This window comes from Maribacter sp. Asnod1-A12, from assembly GCF_045063735.1.
Classification (GTDB): domain Bacteria; phylum Bacteroidota; class Bacteroidia; order Flavobacteriales; family Flavobacteriaceae; genus Maribacter.
Genome location: NZ_JBEFNZ010000006.1, coordinates 478,604 through 498,333 on the forward strand (window position 1 = coordinate 478,604; position 19,730 = coordinate 498,333).

The window sequence follows — 19,730 nt, forward strand, 5'->3', positions numbered from 1 at the left end:
AAACTTAATCAATGAAAATAATAATTTAAAGGTTTCGTTATTATTAAAATCTAACTTTTCTTGTATGTTGAAATTAAGAGTTTTCTACAGAATTATATTTTCACTATTATTTTGTATTTGTATTAGTTGCGATGATGAGTCAACCGAAGAAATGATTGAACAAGAAATGATTAGTAAACCAGTTATTTCTATTTCGGAAGATCTTAGTTATGTTGAAATAGAAACCAATTTCTTGATTACAATTGAATCTGATTATAATGTACAAACTGAATTGTATATCGATAATCAAGAATTAATTTCCAGTACTGAAAAATCTTTTGAATTTACAATTGACCCTTTTCTATTTAATATTGGAAATCATATTTTAAAAATCAAATCCACAGATTCTCAAAACCAAGAAACATCATTCAATGTTAACATAGAAATAAAAAAACTTCTTTTTGAAGACCAGACATTCTACCAAAAAGAAAATCCACTTCAGGGTTTGAGATATATTTCTGTTCATGATCAATCTGGAATTCTAATTGATATAAAACAAATAGAAGGTATAAATGATGGTAAATTCTACGCCGACAATAATTTTATTAAAGAAGATTTTATAGTTACTAGATATGAACTTCCTACATTATTTAATGGGTTTTATCAATTGTTATCCTTTGTTGATGTAAAACCAGGTACTGTTGTTAATGCAGATCACAACTTTAATAGTCCATATTTTTTTCCAAAAACCGAGTCTCTAAATTTCACCTCAGAAATAACACCGGCACTAATTGCAAATAATTTCAATAGCACCATCGTAAGTCATGATAACTCAGATTACGTTTTATTATATTCTTTAGCTCAGACTAAAAACTTCCTAATAACTACCTCTACTGATAACCTAGATACTTTAGACAATTTTAAATATTTCTTTATAGATGACATAAACAAAACCGAATATGTCTTAGGTGATTCCAAATCACTCACTAACATTGAAGAACTTGAAATACCAGTTTCGTCAAATTTCAGATTAAATTTATATGGTTTTATTGATAATAATGATTTCCAAAATAATAAATTCTACGAAGCATTTGTATCGCGAAATGCAAACAATAACATTATTGAAATACCACTTATTGATGAATTTGAAATTAATCAAGCTAGATTAGCATATTCAGAAAATAGTTCTGAAATTTTCATAAACCAAGACATATCCAATAAAATAATTGAGTCTCCCAATACTAACATATTACAGGATGGTAATACCTTAAATATTTCTGGAGAGTATGATTATTTAGGCCTAAATCTTATACTTACAACATCTGATTTATCAAATACCGTAAGCTGGAGTATTCTAACTTCTGAAAAAGATAATATTGACATACTTCATAAAACAATTGAAATACCCGAAATAATAAATGAAACATTATTAAATGTAGGGATAAATATGAATGTTAATGAAACATCTGATCAAGGCAAATTCTTAACCTGCACCCTTTACAAGAATTACGACTATACTTTTAATCAAAATCAATTAATTACTCAGCCAAATTATTCCTCAAATCGAGATGGATTTAGCTTTAAAAAGACACTAAGTTTCAACTAGGTCTACTTATACCTCCAGCTTGTTAAATCTGCCCCTTTGGGTGCACTTTTTTCTATACGTTCCATAATCTTTGGCACATACATGGTATTATATCTTAAGCGAGTAATTGCATTTGGTTGGTCTGGATCTCCGTTCCAACAATGTTCGTCTCTATCTCCATATTTCACCTCACCTTCATAATAAGGATCTGTAGTACTCTCCAAGAAATCTTCCATTAGGTAAACTGCATTATTAAGGTAGTAGTTATCCATATCTCCACAATAGATATGAATTTTACCTTTTAAATTATCACCTAACTTATCCCAGTCTCGTTCTAGAATATGTCTTAAATCGAAATTCTCTTTCCAGTATTCAGCCACCTCGTGGTCAATATCACCTGTCTTTTTATCCCAAATTCTCTCTGGGTACCCATCTTCGGCTTGTGGCGAATAAGTAGCTTCCCAAATATCCCATTGTTGTCCTGATCTAGACTTATCACCCAATACTAATTCTAAGTGATTTCCTTGTTTTAAGGTAGATTGAATTTGACCTAGATAATTACGATGCGATGGCACTTCTAATGTTTTATGTGCGCTCTTATAGAAGTAGGCATTTTCATCTTCATAGATATTCGTTAAGGTATATGCTCTAAAATCTACGGGGTCTGGGCATGCCGCAAAGCAACCATTGTACTCATCTGGGTATTTTACCTGAACAGCCAAAGCTTCCCAACCACCGGTAGAACCGCCATAAAGAAAACGAGACCACCCCTCTCCCATTCCTCTGAATTGTTTTTCTATTTCAGGAATCAATTCATAGGTAATGGCATCACCATAGGGACCTTGACTTGCAGAATTCACCGCATAAGAATCATCATAATATGGTGTAGGATGTTGAATTTGCAACACTATAAATCTTGGAAAATCTGGCTCGTTCCAACGTTTATAAAAATCGTAGGCTTCTTGTTGTTGAATAACATTATAGCCTTCTAAACTAAATCGTTCAGAATATTCTGGTTTCATATTAGGATCTGGAGGCGTAGTTCTGAATCCGCCAAAATCTGAAGGAAAATGACCGTGAAAAACCATCAGCGGATACTTAGCTTCCGGATGTTCTTCAAATCCTTTTGGCAGCAATACATGCGCTCCTAAGAAAATATCACGTCCCCAAAACTCAGAAAGCTTTTCTGACTTCACTTTTACATGCTTAATCCACTTAGTATCTTCTGGTTCTTCAATTGGGGCAATCACCTGATTTAAATCCACCGACACATTTTCAAATCCGTTGCCGGCAACTCTAATTTTAAATGGTTTACTATATAAATTGCCTGGTGATTTATTCCATTGTTGTCCCTCGCCATTATCCATAGGCAACTTTACCGTATGACCGGTAGACAAATTAAAAGTTTCGTAAACGTTCAAAAGTGCCTGTACATTATACTCACCCGGTGGAACATCTTTTAAGCTTTCGTACGGATACCCAAAAACAGTCTCATCGAAAGTTATGACTGAATCCTTCGCCCAGTTCTCCACATTTACACCGAATATCAGTTGCGTATTAAGCCCATCATTGATTTGAAACCTAGGTTCATTATTATCATCAGTAGAAAGCATGAGCAGTAAACGACCATCCAATTTTACAGAATCAGTAGTAGTATAAATTACTTTAATTTCATGAACTGGAGTAACTACTTCTTCACAGCTTAAGCAAAAACCCAACACTAGTGCAACTACAATTACTTGTTTTATCATGGCAATATTTTTTTAAATCTTAAAGATAATTAATGAATTAATAATTTACTACGTAGGAAAAACAATTCGAAATTCAGCACCTTTATTTGGACTACTGAAAACAGATATAGTACCTCCTAAACTATTAATTTGATTTCTTATTAAAAACAACCCAACTCCTTTACCTTCTTGCTCATTATTAAAACGTTGATTTAAACCAAAAATCTTATCACCATTTTTATCCATATCAATACCTTGCCCGTAATCTTTAAAGAAGAGCATATTTTTACCATCTTTAAATTCTGTTTTTATTTCTATACTCGGAGAATTACCAGGTATGGTATATTTAATGGAGTTAGTAATTAGGTTTAAAAAAATGCTTTCCATGTATGCGATATTAAAGTAAGCACTTTTACAATCGGAAAAATCTGATTCTATTTTAGTGCTAGAAGTTTTAATAATAGACCCTAACGTATTTTGGGTTTTAGCTAAAACATTCTCAAAACAAACTTCAGTAAGAGAGTTCTGTCCTTTACTTGCACTCTCCACTAAATTTAAATAGTTCTCTAAAGAATCTTTTACTCCCTTGGCAGAAACTTCCATATACCTAAGTATCTGTAAAGTATCTTCATCATTAATTAATGAATAATCAAGGACATCAAAAAGTGAAATCAAATTATTCATAGGAGCTCGTAAATCATGAGAGGTCGTATAATTCAACCTAACAAGATCCTCATTTACAGTTTTTAATTTAGCAAACTCAATAACACGTTCATTCTTTAGTACCATTTCGGCGGTAATGTCTTTGGCTATCGCATAAACCAATCTCTCTTCATTTACAGGAACAGCACTCCATGACAACCAAATTATTTTACCATTTTTCTTAACATATCTATTTTGAAAACTTAACAGTTTTTTATTCTCATGCAAACTAGCCCTTGTCGATTGCGTAACATCCTTATCCTCTTCAAAAACAAAATCATTAATTTTTTTTGACAGAAGTTCTTCTTTTGTAAATCCAAGTAATTTAACGAAAGACGGATTTACATCTTCAAAATACCCTTCATAATTAGCTATGCAAAGCATATCTACCGATGAATCAAAAAAATGGTTCAATTTCATATTACATATAGCTACTTCAGTACAATAGTTTCTTTTATAGACGATTATCTACAATTAAATCTATTGTCACAATAAACTTAATCAATAATCTTTTATAACAATTATAACCACAGTAATTTAATATGTTGACCTACCTATTTTAATTTTTTATTAAGTAAGCTAAATACCAATTTCATTTATAAAACGTTTAAAAATACCACAACATTCAATCGCCATATAAATAATAGGTATTATGAAAAAACTACTATACACCTTACTAATAGGAATTTCAATAACTGTGCTAGCAAGTTGCGATTATGATGACAGTAATGACATAGACATTCTAGTACCAAACGATACTACAGAAACCGGAATAACTATAAAGAAATTATCGGCATAAAAAAAGCCTCACAATACTATTGCAAGGCTCATTTATCAATTTCTATAGAAATTAGTTTCTACTTCTATGTCTCTCACGAGCCAACAATGTATTTTTCAATAGCATTGCAATGGTCATAGGACCAACCCCACCAGGAACGGGAGTAATGTACGATGCTTTTTTACTGACATTTTCAAAGTCAACATCACCCGTAATATAATATCCTTTTTCTTTAGTTTCATCTGGTACTCTAGTAATACCCACATCAATTACAACGGCATCGTCTTTTACCATTTCCGCCTTTAAGAATTTAGGCACACCCAATGCGGAGATAACAATATCTGCCTGTGAGATAATCTGTGTAATGTTTTTTGTATGACTATGGGTAAGGGTTACGGTCGAATTACCTGGCCATCCTTTTCTGCCCATTAGAATACTCATTGGTCTACCTACAATATGGCTACGACCAATAACTACGGTATGTTTACCTTTTGTATCTACCTTATAGCGTTCCAATAATTCAAGAATACCGAACGGAGTAGCAGGAATGAACGTACTCATATCCAAAGCCATTTTACCAAAGTTTGTAGGGTGGAATCCGTCTACATCCTTATCTGGATCTACCGCCATAATTACCTTTTGGGTATCTATCTGCTCAGGTAAGGGTAATTGAACAATAAAACCATCAATATCATCATCAACGTTCAATTCCTTGATCTTGTTCAATAATTCTTGCTCAGAAGTAGTACTTGGCATTTGTATTAAGGTAGATTCAAAACCAATACGCTCGCAAGAACGAACTTTACTACCTACGTAGGTTAAACTAGCCCCATCGCTACCAACAATAATTGCTGCTAAATGCGGTACTTTTTCACCTCGTTCTTTCATCTTGGCTACCTCAGCCTTGATTTCCTCTTTAATTTCGTTGGATACTTTTTTACCATCCAATAATTCCATATCCGCTTCTCTTTAAGTTGTGTTGTTAGGTTGTGTATTTCGGTATTTATTTCATTCCTTTCATGGCGCCCATCATTTGCATCATCTTCTTACCGCCACCGCCTTGCATCATTTTCATCATCTTGCTCATTTGATCAAATTGCTTTAAAAGCTGATTGATTTCTTGAACTTCTCTTCCAGAACCTTTTGCAATGCGTTTTTTTCTACTTGCATTTAATTTAGATGGTGTAGAACGTTCTTCTGGAGTCATAGAATATATAATAGCTTCTATATGCTTGAAAGCATCATCATCAATATCCAAACCTTTTAAGGCTTTTCCCGCTCCAGGAATCATCCCCATAAGGTCTTTCATATTACCCATCTTCTTAATTTGCTGAATTTGGCTCAGAAAATCATCGAATCCGAATTTATTCTTGGCAATCTTCTTTTGGATCTTTCTAGCCTCCTCCTCATCAAACTGTTCTTGAGCCCTTTCTACAAGTGATATCACATCACCCATACCCAAAATACGATCTGCCATACGTGATGGGTAGAAAACATCAATAGCTTCCATCTTCTCCCCAGTACCAATAAACTTAATTGGTTTATCTACCACAGATTTAATAGAAATAGCGGCACCACCACGGGTATCACCATCTAACTTGGTTAAGATAACACCATCAAAATTCAAGATATCGTTGAAAGCTTTTGCCGTATTCACAGCATCTTGACCGGTCATAGAATCTACTACGAACAAAGTTTCTTGAGGTTGTATAGCTTTATGAATGTCTGATATTTCATTCATCATAGCCTCATCAACAGCTAAACGACCAGCGGTATCAATGATAACCACATTATGTCCGTTTGCCTTAGCATGTGCTATACCAGCTTTAGAAATCGCTACTGGATCCGTATTTTCCCTATCTGAAAACACCTCAACACCTATCTGTTCCCCAACTACGTGCAATTGATCAATTGCAGCAGGACGGTATACATCACAAGCAACCAATAACGGCTTTTTAGATTTTTTTGTTTTTAGGAAATTAGCAAGTTTACCAGAAAAAGTGGTCTTACCCGAACCCTGTAAACCAGACATTAAAATAACCGATGGATTCCCGGACAGATTAATACCTTCTGACTCACCACCCATTAATTGGGTAAGTTCATCTTTTACAATCTTGACCATTAACTGACCAGGTTGTAAGGTGGTCAATACATCTTGCCCCAACGCCTTTTCTTTTACCCTATTGGTAAATTCTTTGGCTATTTTAAAGTTAACATCCGCATCCAATAAGGCTCGGCGTACTTCTTTGGTAGTCTCTGCAACATTAATTTCTGTAATCTGACCATGTCCTTTTAGTACATGTAATGCCTTGTCTAGCTTATCGCTTAAATTATCGAACATTCTTTTCTTTTTTAAGGGGTTACAAATTTAATAATATCAATGTAAAATTCGTAGCAAGTGCCAGAAAATAAACAAAACAAAAGAGCATCCACTATAAATGGATGCTCTAAAGTTGCTTGTGGGGCAAAAAAGGAATTCTATTTTCATAAACCTCCTCACAAAAACATCTAGCAATACCATCAACGAGGCCCAACTCATTACTGTTGATGAAATACTTTTAGATGTTTTTTTAAAATATCTTGCAAAATTCTTTTCCATAACTGCTTCTGATGAATACCATTTTTGGCATTAGCAACAAATTACTTTCAAGAAATTCTGATCATATATACGAGTAAAAAGTGTTCTTAGACTTTATGAATAAAAGTATACGAAAAACGTAACATAAATACGCAGTAATAGGAATTTATTTAAAGTATACAGTGACACATAGCCATGAATACACATGGCATATGAATAGTAAATAATTAAGACAGACTACATGCGCTCCGGTACCGAAACACCTAATAAGCTAAAGGCGTCTTGTATAACGTTGGCCACCTTTTTAGATAATTGAACACGTAGTGTCTTTTTAGTATCATCTACTTCACCTAAAATAGATACCTGCTGATAAAACGAATTAAACTCTTTAACCAAGTCATACGTATAATTTGCAATCAAAGCCGGACTGTAATTATCTGCAGCTAATTGTATGGTATCTGGAAATAGTTGAAGTTGTTTGATCAACTCCTTTTCTTTGCTATGAAGTTCTGTAACCTTGGCATCTTTAGAAATATCGATACCCATGCTTTCTGCCTTTCTTAATATAGACTGAATACGTGCGTAGGTATATTGAATAAACGGACCAGTGTTCCCTTGAAAATCTACCGATTCTTCTGGGTCAAATAAAATTCGTTTTTTAGGATCTACTTTTAATATGTAATATTTTAAAGCTCCTAAACCAATCATTTTATAAAGCGATTGCTTTTCTTCTTCATTATAATCGTCAAGCTTACCTAACTCCTCTGAAATATTTGCAGCAGTTTGTGTCATATCAGCCATAAGATCATCGGCGTCTACCACGGTACCTTCCCTACTTTTCATTTTTCCACTAGGCAAATCTACCATCCCGTAACTTAGGTGGTGTAATTTATTCGACCAAGAGAACCCTAGTTTTTGTAGTATTAAGAATAATACTTTAAAGTGATAATCTTGCTCGTTACCAACAGTATACACCATACCGCTTACATCTGGGTGGTCTTTTACACGTTGTATAGCAGTACCTATATCTTGTGTCATATAAACCGCTGTCCCATCTGAACGAAGCACAATTTTCTCATCTAGTCCGTCTTCGGTCAAGTCAATCCAAACGCTACCATCTTCCTTTTTAAAGAAAACTCTTTTTTTGAGTCCCTCAGCAACAACATCTTTACCTAAAAGGTAGGTATCACTTTCATAATACAAGTTATCAAAATCGACTCCTAAATTCTTGTACGTAACCTCAAAACCTTTGTACACCCATCCGTTCATGGTTTTCCAAAGTGCAGCGGTTTCTTTATCACCAGCCTCCCATTTTAAAAGCATTTCTTGAGCTTCCAATAAAAGTGGCGCTTCTTTTTCTGCAATTTTCTGATCGATACCTTCAGCTACTAATGCTGCTATTTGTTCTTTATACGCTTTATCAAAAGCAACGTAATAATTACCAACTAGTTTATCGCCTTTTAACCCTGTAGATTCTGGTGTCTCTCCGTTTCCAAATTTCTGCCAAGCTACCATACTCTTGCAAATATGAATTCCTCGATCATTAATAATCTGGGTCTTGTACACTTTTTTACCAGATGCCTTTAAAATTTCAGCAACGGAATATCCTAATAAGTTATTACGAATATGACCTAAGTGTAAAGGTTTATTAGTATTAGGAGAAGAATATTCTACCATTACGGCATCATCAGACTCTTTTACAAATCCATAATTCTCCACTGAAGAAATTGAATTGAAAAAATCTAAATAGAAACCATCATTGATAACAATATTTAAAAAGCCTTTAATGACATTAAAGCCAGAAACCTCTTCTACATGCTCCTCTAAGTATGCACCAATTTGTTCCCCAATTTGAACAGGGTTTCCTTTAACCACACGCAACATAGGGAAAACCACAATAGTGATATCTCCTTCAAAATCTTTACGTGTAGGTTGAAATTCTACATTTGGCAATTCTCTGTCAAAAATAGATTTTACCGCTTCTTTTACTTTATTTGATAGTACCTCTTGAATATTCACCAAAACGTTTAATTAAGGCTGCAAAATTAATCATTTTTTATGCTTTAAGATGAACAGATGCGGCATTCATTCGGCATTTCGTTAACTTTAATGAAAACAGCGTAAGAAAACATACATGCTCGTAAACGTATCTTATAACAACAAATCGGTTTCCAAGAAAATTGACTCTGAGGTAGGTAAGCCCTTTACTTTAAAAGAAAGATGGGCATTGGGCGGTATTGGTTCTCCAAAATTGATCATTACAGAAACAAGTGTTGAGATAAGAAACCTGCTTATTCTAGATAACAATAGAGACACCTGTAATATAGAAATGCGCCCTAAAGGAATTATTGTCGGCTTTAGATCTTTATTGGAATCTTATGCTTTGGTTATACCCTATTACAAACTTTCTATATACAAAGGGAAGGCTTCAGTATACTCTATTTACAGAGATCATTACTTTATAAAAGTGGAGTCCGATACTAAAGCGGTTCAAAAATTCCTTAAAAAAATAATAGATTACAAAGCTAATAATGCACCAACATCAATAGAAGATTTATGAAAATACTGCTCACAGGTGCCAATGGTTATATAGGTATGCGACTTTTACCGCAACTTTTAGAAATGGGTCATGAGATTGTTTGTGCAGTGCGCGATGAAACTAGACTTTCAGTAGACAAAGAAACCAGAAGTCAGATCGAAGTTATTGAAATTGATTTTCTAGAAGAACCCAAAGAGAATGTAGTTCCTCAAAACATTGATGTCGCGTACTTTTTAATTCACTCTATGAGTTCTTCTACACAAGACTTTGATGAAATGGAGGCTAAAACTGCTGAAATTTTTAACAAGTATGTTTCCAAAACTCAAATTGAACAAGTAATTTATTTAAGTGGAATCGTAAATGACAATAATCTTTCAAAACATCTACAATCTAGAAAAAATGTAGAAGATATATTATATCAAGGTAACTTCAAGTTAACGGTACTAAGAGCAGGAATTATTGTAGGATCAGGAAGTTCCTCTTTTGAAATCATTCGCGATTTATGTGAAAAACTTCCGGTTATGATCACCCCTAAATGGGTATTGACAAAAACGCAACCCATTGCCATACGTGATGTCATTGCATTTCTAACAGGAGTTCTAGGAAATGAAAAAACATATAACGACTCCTTTGACATTGCCGGACCCAATGTACTCACATATAAAGAAATGTTGCATAAATATGCCGAAGTCAGAGGATTCAAAAACTGGATTTGGACCGTACCTGTAATGACTCCAAAACTATCTTCTTACTGGTTATACTTTGTAACCTCAACCTCATATAAACTAGCATTGAACCTAGTGGACAGCATGAAAATCGAAGTAGTGGCAAAAGACACTCGACTACAGGATATTCTAGGTATTACGCCCCACACCTACAAAGAAGCTATTGATTTAGCCTTTAAAAAAATAGAGCAGAATTTAGTCATTAGTAGCTGGAAGGATAGTATGATTAGCGGTAGGTTTGTTGATAATCTTGAAAAACATATTCAGGTACCAAAATATGGCGTGCTGAGAGATTACAAACAACTAAAAATTTCCAACCCAGAAGTAGTATTGGAACGTATTTGGAGTATTGGCGGTGAAACCGGATGGTATTACGGAAACTGGCTTTGGAAAATAAGGGGGTTTTTAGATAAGCTTTCTGGTGGTGTTGGTTTAAGACGAGGAAGAACCCATGCCCATAAAATATTTGCAGGTGATTCATTAGATTTTTGGCGGGTGTTATTAGCCGATAAAAAAGCGAAAAGATTATTATTATTTGCTGAAATGAAGCTGCCAGGCGAAGCTTGGTTAGAGTTTAAAATAGATGAGAACAATGTGCTACACCAAACCGCAACATTTAGACCGCGTGGTTTACGAGGTAGATTATATTGGTACAGCATAGTTCCCTTTCACTATTTCATTTTTGGAGGAATGCTCAAGAATATTGCAAATCAGAAAAATAATAAATAACAATAGTTTTTAAATAGGTTTCCCAAGTTTTAAAGGCAGCTCTGTTAAACGCTGCCCCGTTAAACGCCTTACCGCATTAGCAATGGCAGCACCAACAGGTCCTAATGGTGGCTCCCCTACAGCACCGGGAGTATCTTTACCTTGCAGTAATACCACATCAATTTCTTTAGGTGCATTCTTCATCAACGCCATTTGGTATGGTCCATAGATAGTCGGAGTTAATTCTCCGTCTTCCACAAACATTTGCTCGTAAAGCACAGCACTCATCCCCATAATTACACAACCTTCGCATTGCGCACGTATCTGATCAGGATTTACTGCTAAACCAGGATCCATAGCCACGGTTACCTTATGCACTTTAATTTCATTGTCAACAATAGAAACCTCAGCTACTTGAGCACAAGGTGTATTCGCATCTATTGAAGCGGCAAACCCCATTGCACGACCATTAACAACTTCTTCGTTATAATTTGCTTTTTCGGCTGCAGCCTTAATCACATTTTTTAAACGTATATCTATTGGCTCTTCACCTATTTGATGCAGTCTAAAGTCTACCGCATTCTTATTGCCCTTTAACGCCATTTCATCTATAAAACTTTCCATGGCAAAAGTGTTGGCTAACAAGCCCAAACTACGCCACCAACTGGTTGCAAATGGCAACACTACATGCCAATACACCGTTTTAAAATTAGGAATAGCTGTATACTGAATAAATCCACCACGAATAGCTCCAACATCGGCACCTAAAAAGTTAGTAAGTGCATTAGGTATCAAGGCAGAATCCGTAGCCACATCGCCGCTTACAAATTCGTGTTCAAGCGTATCTAAATATCCTTCACTATTCAATTTACCTTTGATAATATGATGCGTTGGCGGGCGAAACATGTCATGCTGAAATTCTTCTTTTCTACTAAAAAAGTATTTTACCGGTTTACCAACAGCTTTAGACATTATAGCAGCTTGTACAGCATGAGGTGTATGTAACCTTCTACCAAATCCGCCACCCAAATAAGTAGGTACGATATTTACCTTATCGGTATCTAAGCCCAACCGTTTTGCAACCTCTTTTCTAGTAATGCTTACAACTTGCGTTGAAATTTTAATGGTAGCACTGTCACTTTCAACAGAAGCAACAACACCATTAGGTTCAATTTGGGCATGTGCTCCAATAGGGCTTCTAAATTCTAGAGTTTCAAATATATCATCTTCGTCAAAAGCATTACCGTTTTTCTGTATTGTAGTAGAGTTACCGTTACCTACCGTCATCATTTTAGTGATAGCAGTAGTATCTAAATTCTTATAACTTTCCCAAGTTACATTAATGGCATCTTTGGCGTGCTCGGCCTCTATCATAGAATTTGCGACTACACCTACAAAATCATCTTCAACAATTATCTTCACCACCCCAGGCATATTCTCTGCTGCAGAAGTATCTGCACTAACAAAAGTTGACCCAATTTTAGACGGTCTAACCACAGCGCTATAAAGCATATCAGGCATATCTGCATCCATACCAAAAATTGGATCTCCGTATACTTTCGCATCCAAATCTACCCTAGCAATAGGTTTACCTATATATTTATAGTCTTTAGCATTTTTTAACGAAGGAACATCTGGCACTTCCCAATTTTCAACTCCTTCAGCAGCCTGCGCATAAGTAAGTGTTTTTCCGTTACCGGATATGACACCGTCCTCAACATTAAGTTCATCAAAACCAACATTCATTTTACGGGTAGCTTCTTTAATAAGCATAACCCTGAGCATTGCAGCAAGTTCCCTTAAGGGTTTCCATAGTCCAGAAATTGAAGTACTACCACCTGTAGCAAAACTATCCACATTACCGGTAGATGAAGCAGCATGAACAACTTTTATCTGGCTCATAGAAACAGAAAGTTCATCAGCGGCCATTTGGGCTATTCCCGTAAATGTTCCTTGCCCCATTTCCATTTTAGGAGAATGCAATAGTATCTCATTGTTATTGGTCACTTCAAACCACACCATAGGTTTATCCGTATTATCGGTATATGGCGCTTCGAGAGAGTTCGCAAATCCTAACAACTCTCTACGGATGGGATTTCTGAAAATATATGCACCAACTGCAACCACACCGATAGTACCTAATCCACCCTTTACTAGAAACCTACGTCTAGATACTTTCTTTGAACCTTTTACTTTATCAGACATGGATTACAATTCTTTAGATTCCTTATTTTCTTCTTCAAACTGCAAATCAGCTGCTTTATGTATTGCCTTTCTCATGCGATAATACGTTCCGCAACGACAAACATTTATAATATTCTTATCTATATCTTCATCTGTAGGCTTAGGCACCTTATTTAAAAGGGCAGCCGTTGCCATCATAAAACCTGGCTGGCAATAGCCACATTGCGGAACAATTTCTTCTATCCAAGCTTGTTGAACAGGATGAGGGTTTTCTCTGTCTCCCAACCCTTCAATAGTAGTCACTTCTTTACCTTCAGCAAATTTTACAGGATAGGAACATGAACGCACCGCTTCACCATCTACATGTAAGGTACATGCTCCACAAGCCGCTTTTCCACAGCCAAATTTCGTGCCTTTTAAGTCTAGCGTATCTCTAACTACCCAAAGTAAAGGCGTATTTTCATCTGCTATATCAACAGTTTTTAATTCACCGTTAACAGTTAAGGAAATTTTCATAAAATTTTATTATTTAGAAGGTATTACCGCCCCGTTAGCAAACCAGTTTTCAACAGCTTTTTTAAAATCTTCTTTAGAAACCGGAGGCAAAGTTCTTTGTTCTCCATTTGCATGAACGCCTGGCTCCCATGCCCAAAGCACTAAATCATCTTCGGTCATATGTTTCACAAGTTCCTCATGACTTCTGTTTCCATTGGTGTTTTTATCCAATAAACGTTCTGCGATTTCTTCTCTTGTTAATCCTTCCCACGCCATTGAAGCTGGCGCTAATGCCCAATGTGGTGCACCGGGAACTCCAGAATTTAAATTATTTTCAGATTGATGACACGTATTACAATTAGTAGCCTCAAAGCCATGATCATCTTTTCCCCTTGCCATACCAAAATAATGCGGATGACTATCATCGCCTTGCTTAGGAATGTTATCACTAGGATGACAATTCATACAACGTTGATGGGTAAGTACATCCATCATCTTATTATAATCGTCATTAGAACTTTGAGATTGCTCTTCTACCATTTCATAAGCTGAAATTTTGGGAGTATTTGCCAATGCAAACAACAAACCCACAACAGTTAATGCTAGAAAAATATAAATTGGTTTTATCTTCATAGTGATTTTTAAAATGTTAAAAACATCTAACCTCTTTGAAGATAGCGAATGCTTTACAAAAAAGTTACCCCATTAAAATATATAATTTTAACAGGATAAATATTTTATTTAGTTCTTTGGAAGAAAAACTTCTGCCATCATACAGCGAGCACTACCACCACCACATGTTTCAATAGTATGAAGAGAGCTATGTAAAATAGCACAGTGATTCTCAATTTGAGCAACTTGTTTTGGTGTTAAACTATGGTAAGCCGCAGAACTCATGACCATATATCGCTTATCATCACTACCTAAAACCTGAAGCATATTACCTGCAAAATGGTGCATTTGTTGTTCGGTAATAACAATGACTTCCTTTCCATCTTTTTTAAGGTGGTCCAATACATTTTTTCTTTCTTTCTTATCATCAATGGAATCTGTACAGATAACGACGAAATTTTCAGCCAGAGCCATCATTACATTCGTATGATAAATTGGTAATCGCTTACCATCAACAGATTGATTAGCCGTAAATATGACCGGAAAAAAATCGAAATCTTCACAAAACTCAATAAACAACTCTTCGTCTGCGCGTTCAGATAATGCACAATATGCCTTATTGTTTACTCTATCTATTAATATACTACCGGTACCCTCTAGAAACAATTCTTCTTCTTCGGCAGAAGAATAATCGATGACATCATTGATTTTAAAACCGTTATGTTCTAAAATCTCAAAAATATCATCTCTACGTTCATTTCTTCTATTCTCTGCAAACATAGGATAAACACCTACTGTACCGTTGGCATGAAAAGAAATCCAATTATTTGGAAAAACGCTATCCGGAGTATCAGGTTCTTTGGTATCCTGCACAACGATAACATTTACTCCCTTATTTTTTAATACGGAAACAAATGCATCGAACTCCTCTTGAGCTTTCTGATTTATTTCTTGATTCTTCATATCAATATCTTCCATAAAGTAGTTATTGACAGCGGTCTGCTCATTCATTCTGAACGACACCGGGCGAATCATCAGTATTGTATTTGTTATTTGCATACGGGTACTTATTAAATTGTTGTTTGTTGATATATAAATTATGCTCTGATCAAGGGTAATGTACTACAACGCAATAACCCTTCTTGCTTTGATATTTCAGCATACGGAATTTCCTCTACCGTAAAACCTTGTTCCCGTAACCAATTATTTAAACGTGTAAAACTTTTTTCAGAAACAACCACATCTGGTGAAATGGAAAATACGTTACTGTACATATAATACATTTCTCTAGCATCAATTTCAAAGACATTTTCCTTTCCAAAAAAATCTACCAACCATTGGTATTCTTCTTCTACTAAAAATCCATTTTTATGAATAATAGCTTTTCCTTTTCCTAAAGGTTGAAAACAGCAATCTAAATGCAATGCGTTTTCTTGAGCAATGGTGTTAGACTTGCGCAATTCAAAAGACTTAATTGTTTTATGCGGAAATTGTTTGGTCAAATATTCAACGGCAGCTTTATTTGTTCTAGCAGTTATGTAGGTAGCATAATCAGGAGCCGTATAGGTACCTACAAAAATATAGTCGTTCCAAGGCATAACATCACCACCTTCAACATGAACATCTTCAGGCGGAGTTAAAATGTTGTCATCATCAATTTTATCCAGCACATGTAAAATTGCTTCAACCTCTTGCTCTCGATCTGGTAATATATTGGCTTTAATTAATTTATCTTCAATAACAAATGCTATATCTCTAGTAAAAATCTGATTACAATCTTCAAGAACTTCAGGTCTAAATACTTTAACATCATATTTCTCAAACACTTCTCTAAATACTTCCATTTCCGCAATCATATCAGATTCAGCTGGGTACGTGCCAGCTTTGATATGCTCTTTTGATTTTGGATCGTAAGCTTCTTCTAAAGTAGGGGTTGGTCCAGAACTTTTGGCTATACCTAGAACAACTGCCTTTAAAGGGGAAATCTCATCATTAACATTTAACTGTAGCATATGTATTTATTTAATTCTGAATTAAAATTTGGCACAAAAAAAAAGCTCCTTTACAATTAAAAGAGCTTTTTGTTTTTTTATTAACGGTAGCAATCTACCTCTTGTCCAGTTCGACAAAAGATCTTAAATTTTCACCAACATAAACCTGTCTAGGTCTACCAATTGGTTCACCATTCAATCTCATTTCTCTCCACTGTGCAATCCACCCTGGTAATCTACCTAAGGCGAACATTACTGTAAACATTTCTGTTGGAATACCTAAAGCTCTATAAATAATACCTGAGTAAAAATCTACATTAGGGTATAATTTTCTATCAACAAAGTATGGATCCTCAAGTGCTTCTTTCTCTAAACCTTTAGCAATTTCCAAAATAGGATCATCTATACCTAAATCTGCCAAAACTTCATCAGCCGCAACTTTTATAATCTTGGCACGTGGATCAAAGTTTTTATAAACTCTGTGTCCAAAGCCCATTAATCTGAATGGATCAGATTTATCTTTAGCTTTGGCCATGTACTTTTTAGTATCGCCACCATCAGCTTCTATAGCCTCAAGCATTTCTAATACAGCTTGGTTAGCACCCCCGTGAAGTGGCCCCCAAAGAGCAGAAATACCTGCAGATAAAGACGCAAACAAACCAGCATGAGATGACCCTACGATACGTACCGTACTAGTAGAACAGTTTTGCTCATGATCAGCATGTAATATCAATAATTTGTCTAAAGCATCAATAACAACCTTATTCTTTTTGTAATCTTGGTTAGGACGCTTAAACATCATTTTATGAATATTCTCAACATACCCTAAAGTATCATCACCGTAATCTAATGGAAGACCTTTCTTTTTACGTAAAGTCCAAGCTACAAGAACAGGGAATTTTGCAAGAATACGTACAATGGCATGGTACATATCATCATCAGAACTTACATCTACAGTAGAAGGGTTAAATGCAATCAATGCACTTGTCAATGATGACAAAACACCCATTGGATGAGCAGATTTTGGAAAACCGTCCAATATCTTTTTCATCTCTTCATCTACATGAGACTCATCTTTAATATCCTTATGAAACTTAGCCAATTCTTCTTCATTTGGCAAGTCTCCAAATATCAATGCATAAGCCACTTCTAAGAAATCTGCTTTTTCGGCTAGCTCTTCTATTGAGTACCCTCTGTAACGTAAAATTCCTTTTTCGCCATCTAAAAAAGTAATAGCACTTTCACAAGATCCTGTGTTTTTAAAACCTGGATCAATAGTTATAATTCCTTTGGTAGCTGAACGCAATGTCTTGATATCGATTGCAAGTTCATCTTCGGTTCCCTTAATTACAGGAAACTCATATTTTTCACCATTATATTCTAAAATAGCTTTGTCTGACATTTTTAATTTTTACGTTTTATACTCTTCTCGTAAAGTTAACAAAACAGGATTGGTTTACCAATTTCATAAATCTGTTTTGGGTAAAATTAACAATAAGTACTATGAATAGCTTTCATTACAACAGATATAGTGACTTGTAGTATTCATCTAAAGACTTTTCCCAGGTAAAACGTGCTTTTTTCGCATTCGCTTTAATTTTTTTCCAAGTAGGTTTATCATGTTCCCAAATGGTCAACGCTTCGTCAAACCTCTTTATCATGTTATTTATTTGATCGTCATAAGTATCCCCACTAAAGGCAAATCCTGTTTTCATATGATCAACAGTATCTTTTAGTCCACCCGTATGGTGCACTAGACACGGATTTCCATTTCTCATAGCCAACATTTGACTTATACCACAAGGTTCAAATAAACTAGGCATAAAATACAAATCTGTTTCTAAGTACATAGAATCAATTAAATCTTCTGATTGCCCATTAGTAAATACGAAATTCTTATGATGATAGCTCATATGACGAAAAAACTCTTCATAATCGGGATCACCTGTACCTAGCAAAATAAAAATTCCATCAATCTCATCTAAACGTGCCAGCATTTTTTCAAAAGCCTCTGGAGAACGTTTTAGAAAATAAAATTTTTGTTCGGTTAATCGCGCTACACTAGAAACTATGAACTTGGGTCTATTACCCACGTACTGCATAATTTTCTCCCCAGTATGCGCTAGAAAATCTGCTTTATACTTTTTGGAGTTTTCTTGAAGCCATCTAAATAAAGCTTTTACAGTATTTCTATAAAGTAAACCTTTTTCCGCTACTCTAATATTACCATAATTACTAGCATTTAGAATCCCGAAAAGCCTACCTTCATTATTTGCAACTAACAAATCATTCTCTAAACTTTCACCACCTATAAATTCAGGTCTTCTACTGGGCAAAAGAACATCTTCTTTATAAGAGGGCGATACGGTATGTACAGCATCTGCAAGTCGAATACCTACAGCCATCAAATTAATGCAATCTTGATATCGAGAATCCATCAAAGCTTTATGATCTAATTGAATCTCAGGAAACCAATGATTGACCGATGCATAATTATTGTAAAAAGGACGAATACCCTGTATTGCCAAATTATGTATGGTATACACATATCTCATCTTTTTTAAATCTTGATAATTTGGATGATATGTTTTTATAAACAAAAGTGCAGCAGAATGCCAATCATGCATGTGTACAATATCTAAATCACCAAAAGCTCCTATTTTAATTGCTTCTGCAGTAGCTGTGCAAAATATGACAAACTTTATAAAATCATTAAAAAATGGTTCCGTTGGATCGTCGTGATAAATATGAGCTATACCGCCTTCTACAATTTCAGGATGATGTATAACATAATGTGTAATATTCTTATCTACTCTCTTTGGAATAACCTCATACAATTCTGCCGTATATGGCATACCCCTAAGACTAAACTCCAGTTTTGTCTTAAAAATTCCGTTTTTATGTAATCTAGAGTATGAGGGTACAACTACATGAACTTTATCTTCCCGCTTGGATATTTCTCTAGGAACGTCTCTTACAACGTCACCCATTCCACCAGCTTTACAATCAGGAATGGCATCATTCTCTGCGGAAACAAAAAGAAAATTATTCATACGCTAACAAAGAGGGGTTATTATTGATTTATTCTCAAAAGGTAGTTAAAGTTTTGAAGTACGCCAAAAAA

At 35.0% G+C, this 19,730-nt stretch carries 16 protein-coding genes; 4 read left to right on the plus strand and 12 right to left on the minus strand.

Annotated elements, in window-relative coordinates:
• Window positions 1-64: 64 nt before the first annotated feature.
• Window positions 65-1,585: a hypothetical protein gene (locus ACJJVP_RS02065; protein WP_405410390.1), complete on the plus strand. Its 1,521-nt coding sequence runs from the start codon at window positions 65-67 to the stop codon at window positions 1,583-1,585.
• A gap of 2 nt (window positions 1,586-1,587) precedes the next feature.
• Here the strand turns inward: ACJJVP_RS02065 and ACJJVP_RS02070 are convergent, their stop codons facing one another.
• Together ACJJVP_RS02070 and ACJJVP_RS02075 are read right to left on the minus strand one after the other, a co-directional pair.
• Window positions 1,588-3,315 carry an alpha/beta hydrolase-fold protein gene (locus tag ACJJVP_RS02070; RefSeq protein WP_405410391.1) on the minus strand — a complete coding sequence of 576 codons (1,728 nt, stop codon included), beginning with the start codon at window positions 3,313-3,315 and terminating at the stop codon, window positions 1,588-1,590.
• Between the two features lie 48 nt (window positions 3,316-3,363).
• A complete protein-coding gene (locus ACJJVP_RS02075) occupies window positions 3,364-4,416 on the minus strand; it encodes a PAS domain S-box protein (protein ID WP_405410392.1) in 1,053 nt (350 codons plus the stop codon).
• A gap of 232 nt (window positions 4,417-4,648) precedes the next feature.
• On the opposite strand from ACJJVP_RS02075, the gene ACJJVP_RS02080 reads away from it, so the two are divergent.
• The gene (locus ACJJVP_RS02080; protein ID WP_405410394.1) at window positions 4,649-4,795 is read left to right on the plus strand and encodes a hypothetical protein; all 147 of its coding nucleotides are present in this window, start codon (window positions 4,649-4,651) and stop codon (window positions 4,793-4,795) included.
• Window positions 4,796-4,846: 51 nt separating this feature from the next.
• Here the strand turns inward: ACJJVP_RS02080 and ACJJVP_RS02085 are convergent, their stop codons facing one another.
• The 3 genes from ACJJVP_RS02085 to argS form a co-directional block, all read right to left on the minus strand.
• Complete coding sequence (locus ACJJVP_RS02085) at window positions 4,847-5,731, minus strand: bifunctional 5,10-methylenetetrahydrofolate dehydrogenase/5,10-methenyltetrahydrofolate cyclohydrolase (protein WP_036152216.1); 885 nt, start codon at window positions 5,729-5,731, stop codon at window positions 4,847-4,849.
• A 46-nt stretch (window positions 5,732-5,777) separates the two neighbouring features.
• Window positions 5,778-7,115: a signal recognition particle protein gene (gene ffh, locus ACJJVP_RS02090; RefSeq protein WP_405410396.1), complete on the minus strand. Its 1,338-nt coding sequence runs from the start codon at window positions 7,113-7,115 to the stop codon at window positions 5,778-5,780.
• A 474-nt stretch (window positions 7,116-7,589) separates the two neighbouring features.
• Entirely contained in the window at window positions 7,590-9,371 is a 1,782-nt protein-coding gene (gene argS / locus ACJJVP_RS02095; protein WP_405416118.1) for an arginine--tRNA ligase, read from the minus strand.
• A 115-nt stretch (window positions 9,372-9,486) separates the two neighbouring features.
• Here argS and ACJJVP_RS02100 point away from each other — a divergent pair, with 115 nt between their 5' ends.
• Together ACJJVP_RS02100 and ACJJVP_RS02105 are read left to right on the plus strand one after the other, a co-directional pair.
• A complete protein-coding gene (locus tag ACJJVP_RS02100; protein ID WP_405410398.1) occupies window positions 9,487-9,912 on the plus strand; it encodes a hypothetical protein in 426 nt (141 codons plus the stop codon).
• Window positions 9,909-11,345 carry an SDR family oxidoreductase gene (locus ACJJVP_RS02105; RefSeq protein ID WP_405410399.1) on the plus strand — a complete coding sequence of 479 codons (1,437 nt, stop codon included), beginning with the start codon at window positions 9,909-9,911 and terminating at the stop codon, window positions 11,343-11,345. The genes ACJJVP_RS02100 and ACJJVP_RS02105 overlap by 4 nt, the downstream gene beginning before the upstream one ends.
• Window positions 11,346-11,354: 9 nt before the next feature.
• On the opposite strand, the gene ACJJVP_RS02110 is transcribed toward ACJJVP_RS02105, so the two are convergent.
• From ACJJVP_RS02110 to ACJJVP_RS02140, 7 genes are all read right to left on the minus strand, one after another.
• Window positions 11,355-13,529: a molybdopterin cofactor-binding domain-containing protein gene (locus ACJJVP_RS02110; protein WP_405410400.1), complete on the minus strand. Its 2,175-nt coding sequence runs from the start codon at window positions 13,527-13,529 to the stop codon at window positions 11,355-11,357.
• Between the two features lie 3 nt (window positions 13,530-13,532).
• Window positions 13,533-14,024 carry a (2Fe-2S)-binding protein gene (locus ACJJVP_RS02115; RefSeq protein WP_405410402.1) on the minus strand — a complete coding sequence of 164 codons (492 nt, stop codon included), beginning with the start codon at window positions 14,022-14,024 and terminating at the stop codon, window positions 13,533-13,535.
• 9 nt (window positions 14,025-14,033) lie between these two features.
• Window positions 14,034-14,636 (minus strand): hypothetical protein, encoded by a 603-nt coding sequence (locus tag ACJJVP_RS02120; RefSeq protein ID WP_405410404.1) that lies wholly within the window; start codon window positions 14,634-14,636, stop codon window positions 14,034-14,036.
• Window positions 14,637-14,744: 108 nt separating this feature from the next.
• On the minus strand, window positions 14,745-15,674 hold the full coding sequence (gene ctlX / locus ACJJVP_RS02125; RefSeq protein WP_405410406.1) for a citrulline utilization hydrolase CtlX: 930 nt from the start codon (window positions 15,672-15,674) through the stop codon (window positions 14,745-14,747).
• Between the two features lie 38 nt (window positions 15,675-15,712).
• Window positions 15,713-16,627 carry a dimethylarginine dimethylaminohydrolase family protein gene (locus ACJJVP_RS02130; protein ID WP_405410408.1) on the minus strand — a complete coding sequence of 305 codons (915 nt, stop codon included), beginning with the start codon at window positions 16,625-16,627 and terminating at the stop codon, window positions 15,713-15,715.
• 94 nt (window positions 16,628-16,721) lie between these two features.
• Window positions 16,722-18,008: a citrate synthase gene (locus tag ACJJVP_RS02135; protein ID WP_405410410.1), complete on the minus strand. Its 1,287-nt coding sequence runs from the start codon at window positions 18,006-18,008 to the stop codon at window positions 16,722-16,724.
• 115 nt (window positions 18,009-18,123) lie between these two features.
• The gene (locus ACJJVP_RS02140) at window positions 18,124-19,659 is read right to left on the minus strand and encodes a glycogen synthase (RefSeq protein WP_405410412.1); all 1,536 of its coding nucleotides are present in this window, start codon (window positions 19,657-19,659) and stop codon (window positions 18,124-18,126) included.
• Window positions 19,660-19,730: the final 71 nt, after the last annotated feature.

Coding starts and splice junctions, on each gene's coding strand:
- ACJJVP_RS02065 (WP_405410390.1), top strand. CDS start 65: ATGTTGAAATTAAGAGTTTTCTACAGAATTATATTTTCACTATTATTT.
- ACJJVP_RS02070 (WP_405410391.1), bottom strand. CDS start 3,315: ATGATAAAACAAGTAATTGTAGTTGCACTAGTGTTGGGTTTTTGCTTA.
- ACJJVP_RS02075 (WP_405410392.1), bottom strand. CDS start 4,416: ATGAAATTGAACCATTTTTTTGATTCATCGGTAGATATGCTTTGCATA.
- ACJJVP_RS02080 (WP_405410394.1), top strand. CDS start 4,649: ATGAAAAAACTACTATACACCTTACTAATAGGAATTTCAATAACTGTG.
- ACJJVP_RS02085 (WP_036152216.1), bottom strand. CDS start 5,731: ATGGAATTATTGGATGGTAAAAAAGTATCCAACGAAATTAAAGAGGAA.
- ffh (WP_405410396.1), bottom strand. CDS start 7,115: ATGTTCGATAATTTAAGCGATAAGCTAGACAAGGCATTACATGTACTA.
- ACJJVP_RS02100 (WP_405410398.1), top strand. CDS start 9,487: ATGCTCGTAAACGTATCTTATAACAACAAATCGGTTTCCAAGAAAATT.
- ACJJVP_RS02105 (WP_405410399.1), top strand. CDS start 9,909: ATGAAAATACTGCTCACAGGTGCCAATGGTTATATAGGTATGCGACTT.
- ACJJVP_RS02110 (WP_405410400.1), bottom strand. CDS start 13,529: ATGTCTGATAAAGTAAAAGGTTCAAAGAAAGTATCTAGACGTAGGTTT.
- ACJJVP_RS02115 (WP_405410402.1), bottom strand. CDS start 14,024: ATGAAAATTTCCTTAACTGTTAACGGTGAATTAAAAACTGTTGATATA.
- ACJJVP_RS02120 (WP_405410404.1), bottom strand. CDS start 14,636: ATGAAGATAAAACCAATTTATATTTTTCTAGCATTAACTGTTGTGGGT.
- ctlX (WP_405410406.1), bottom strand. CDS start 15,674: ATGCAAATAACAAATACAATACTGATGATTCGCCCGGTGTCGTTCAGA.
- ACJJVP_RS02130 (WP_405410408.1), bottom strand. CDS start 16,627: ATGCTACAGTTAAATGTTAATGATGAGATTTCCCCTTTAAAGGCAGTT.
- ACJJVP_RS02135 (WP_405410410.1), bottom strand. CDS start 18,008: ATGTCAGACAAAGCTATTTTAGAATATAATGGTGAAAAATATGAGTTT.
- ACJJVP_RS02140 (WP_405410412.1), bottom strand. CDS start 19,659: ATGAATAATTTTCTTTTTGTTTCCGCAGAGAATGATGCCATTCCTGAT.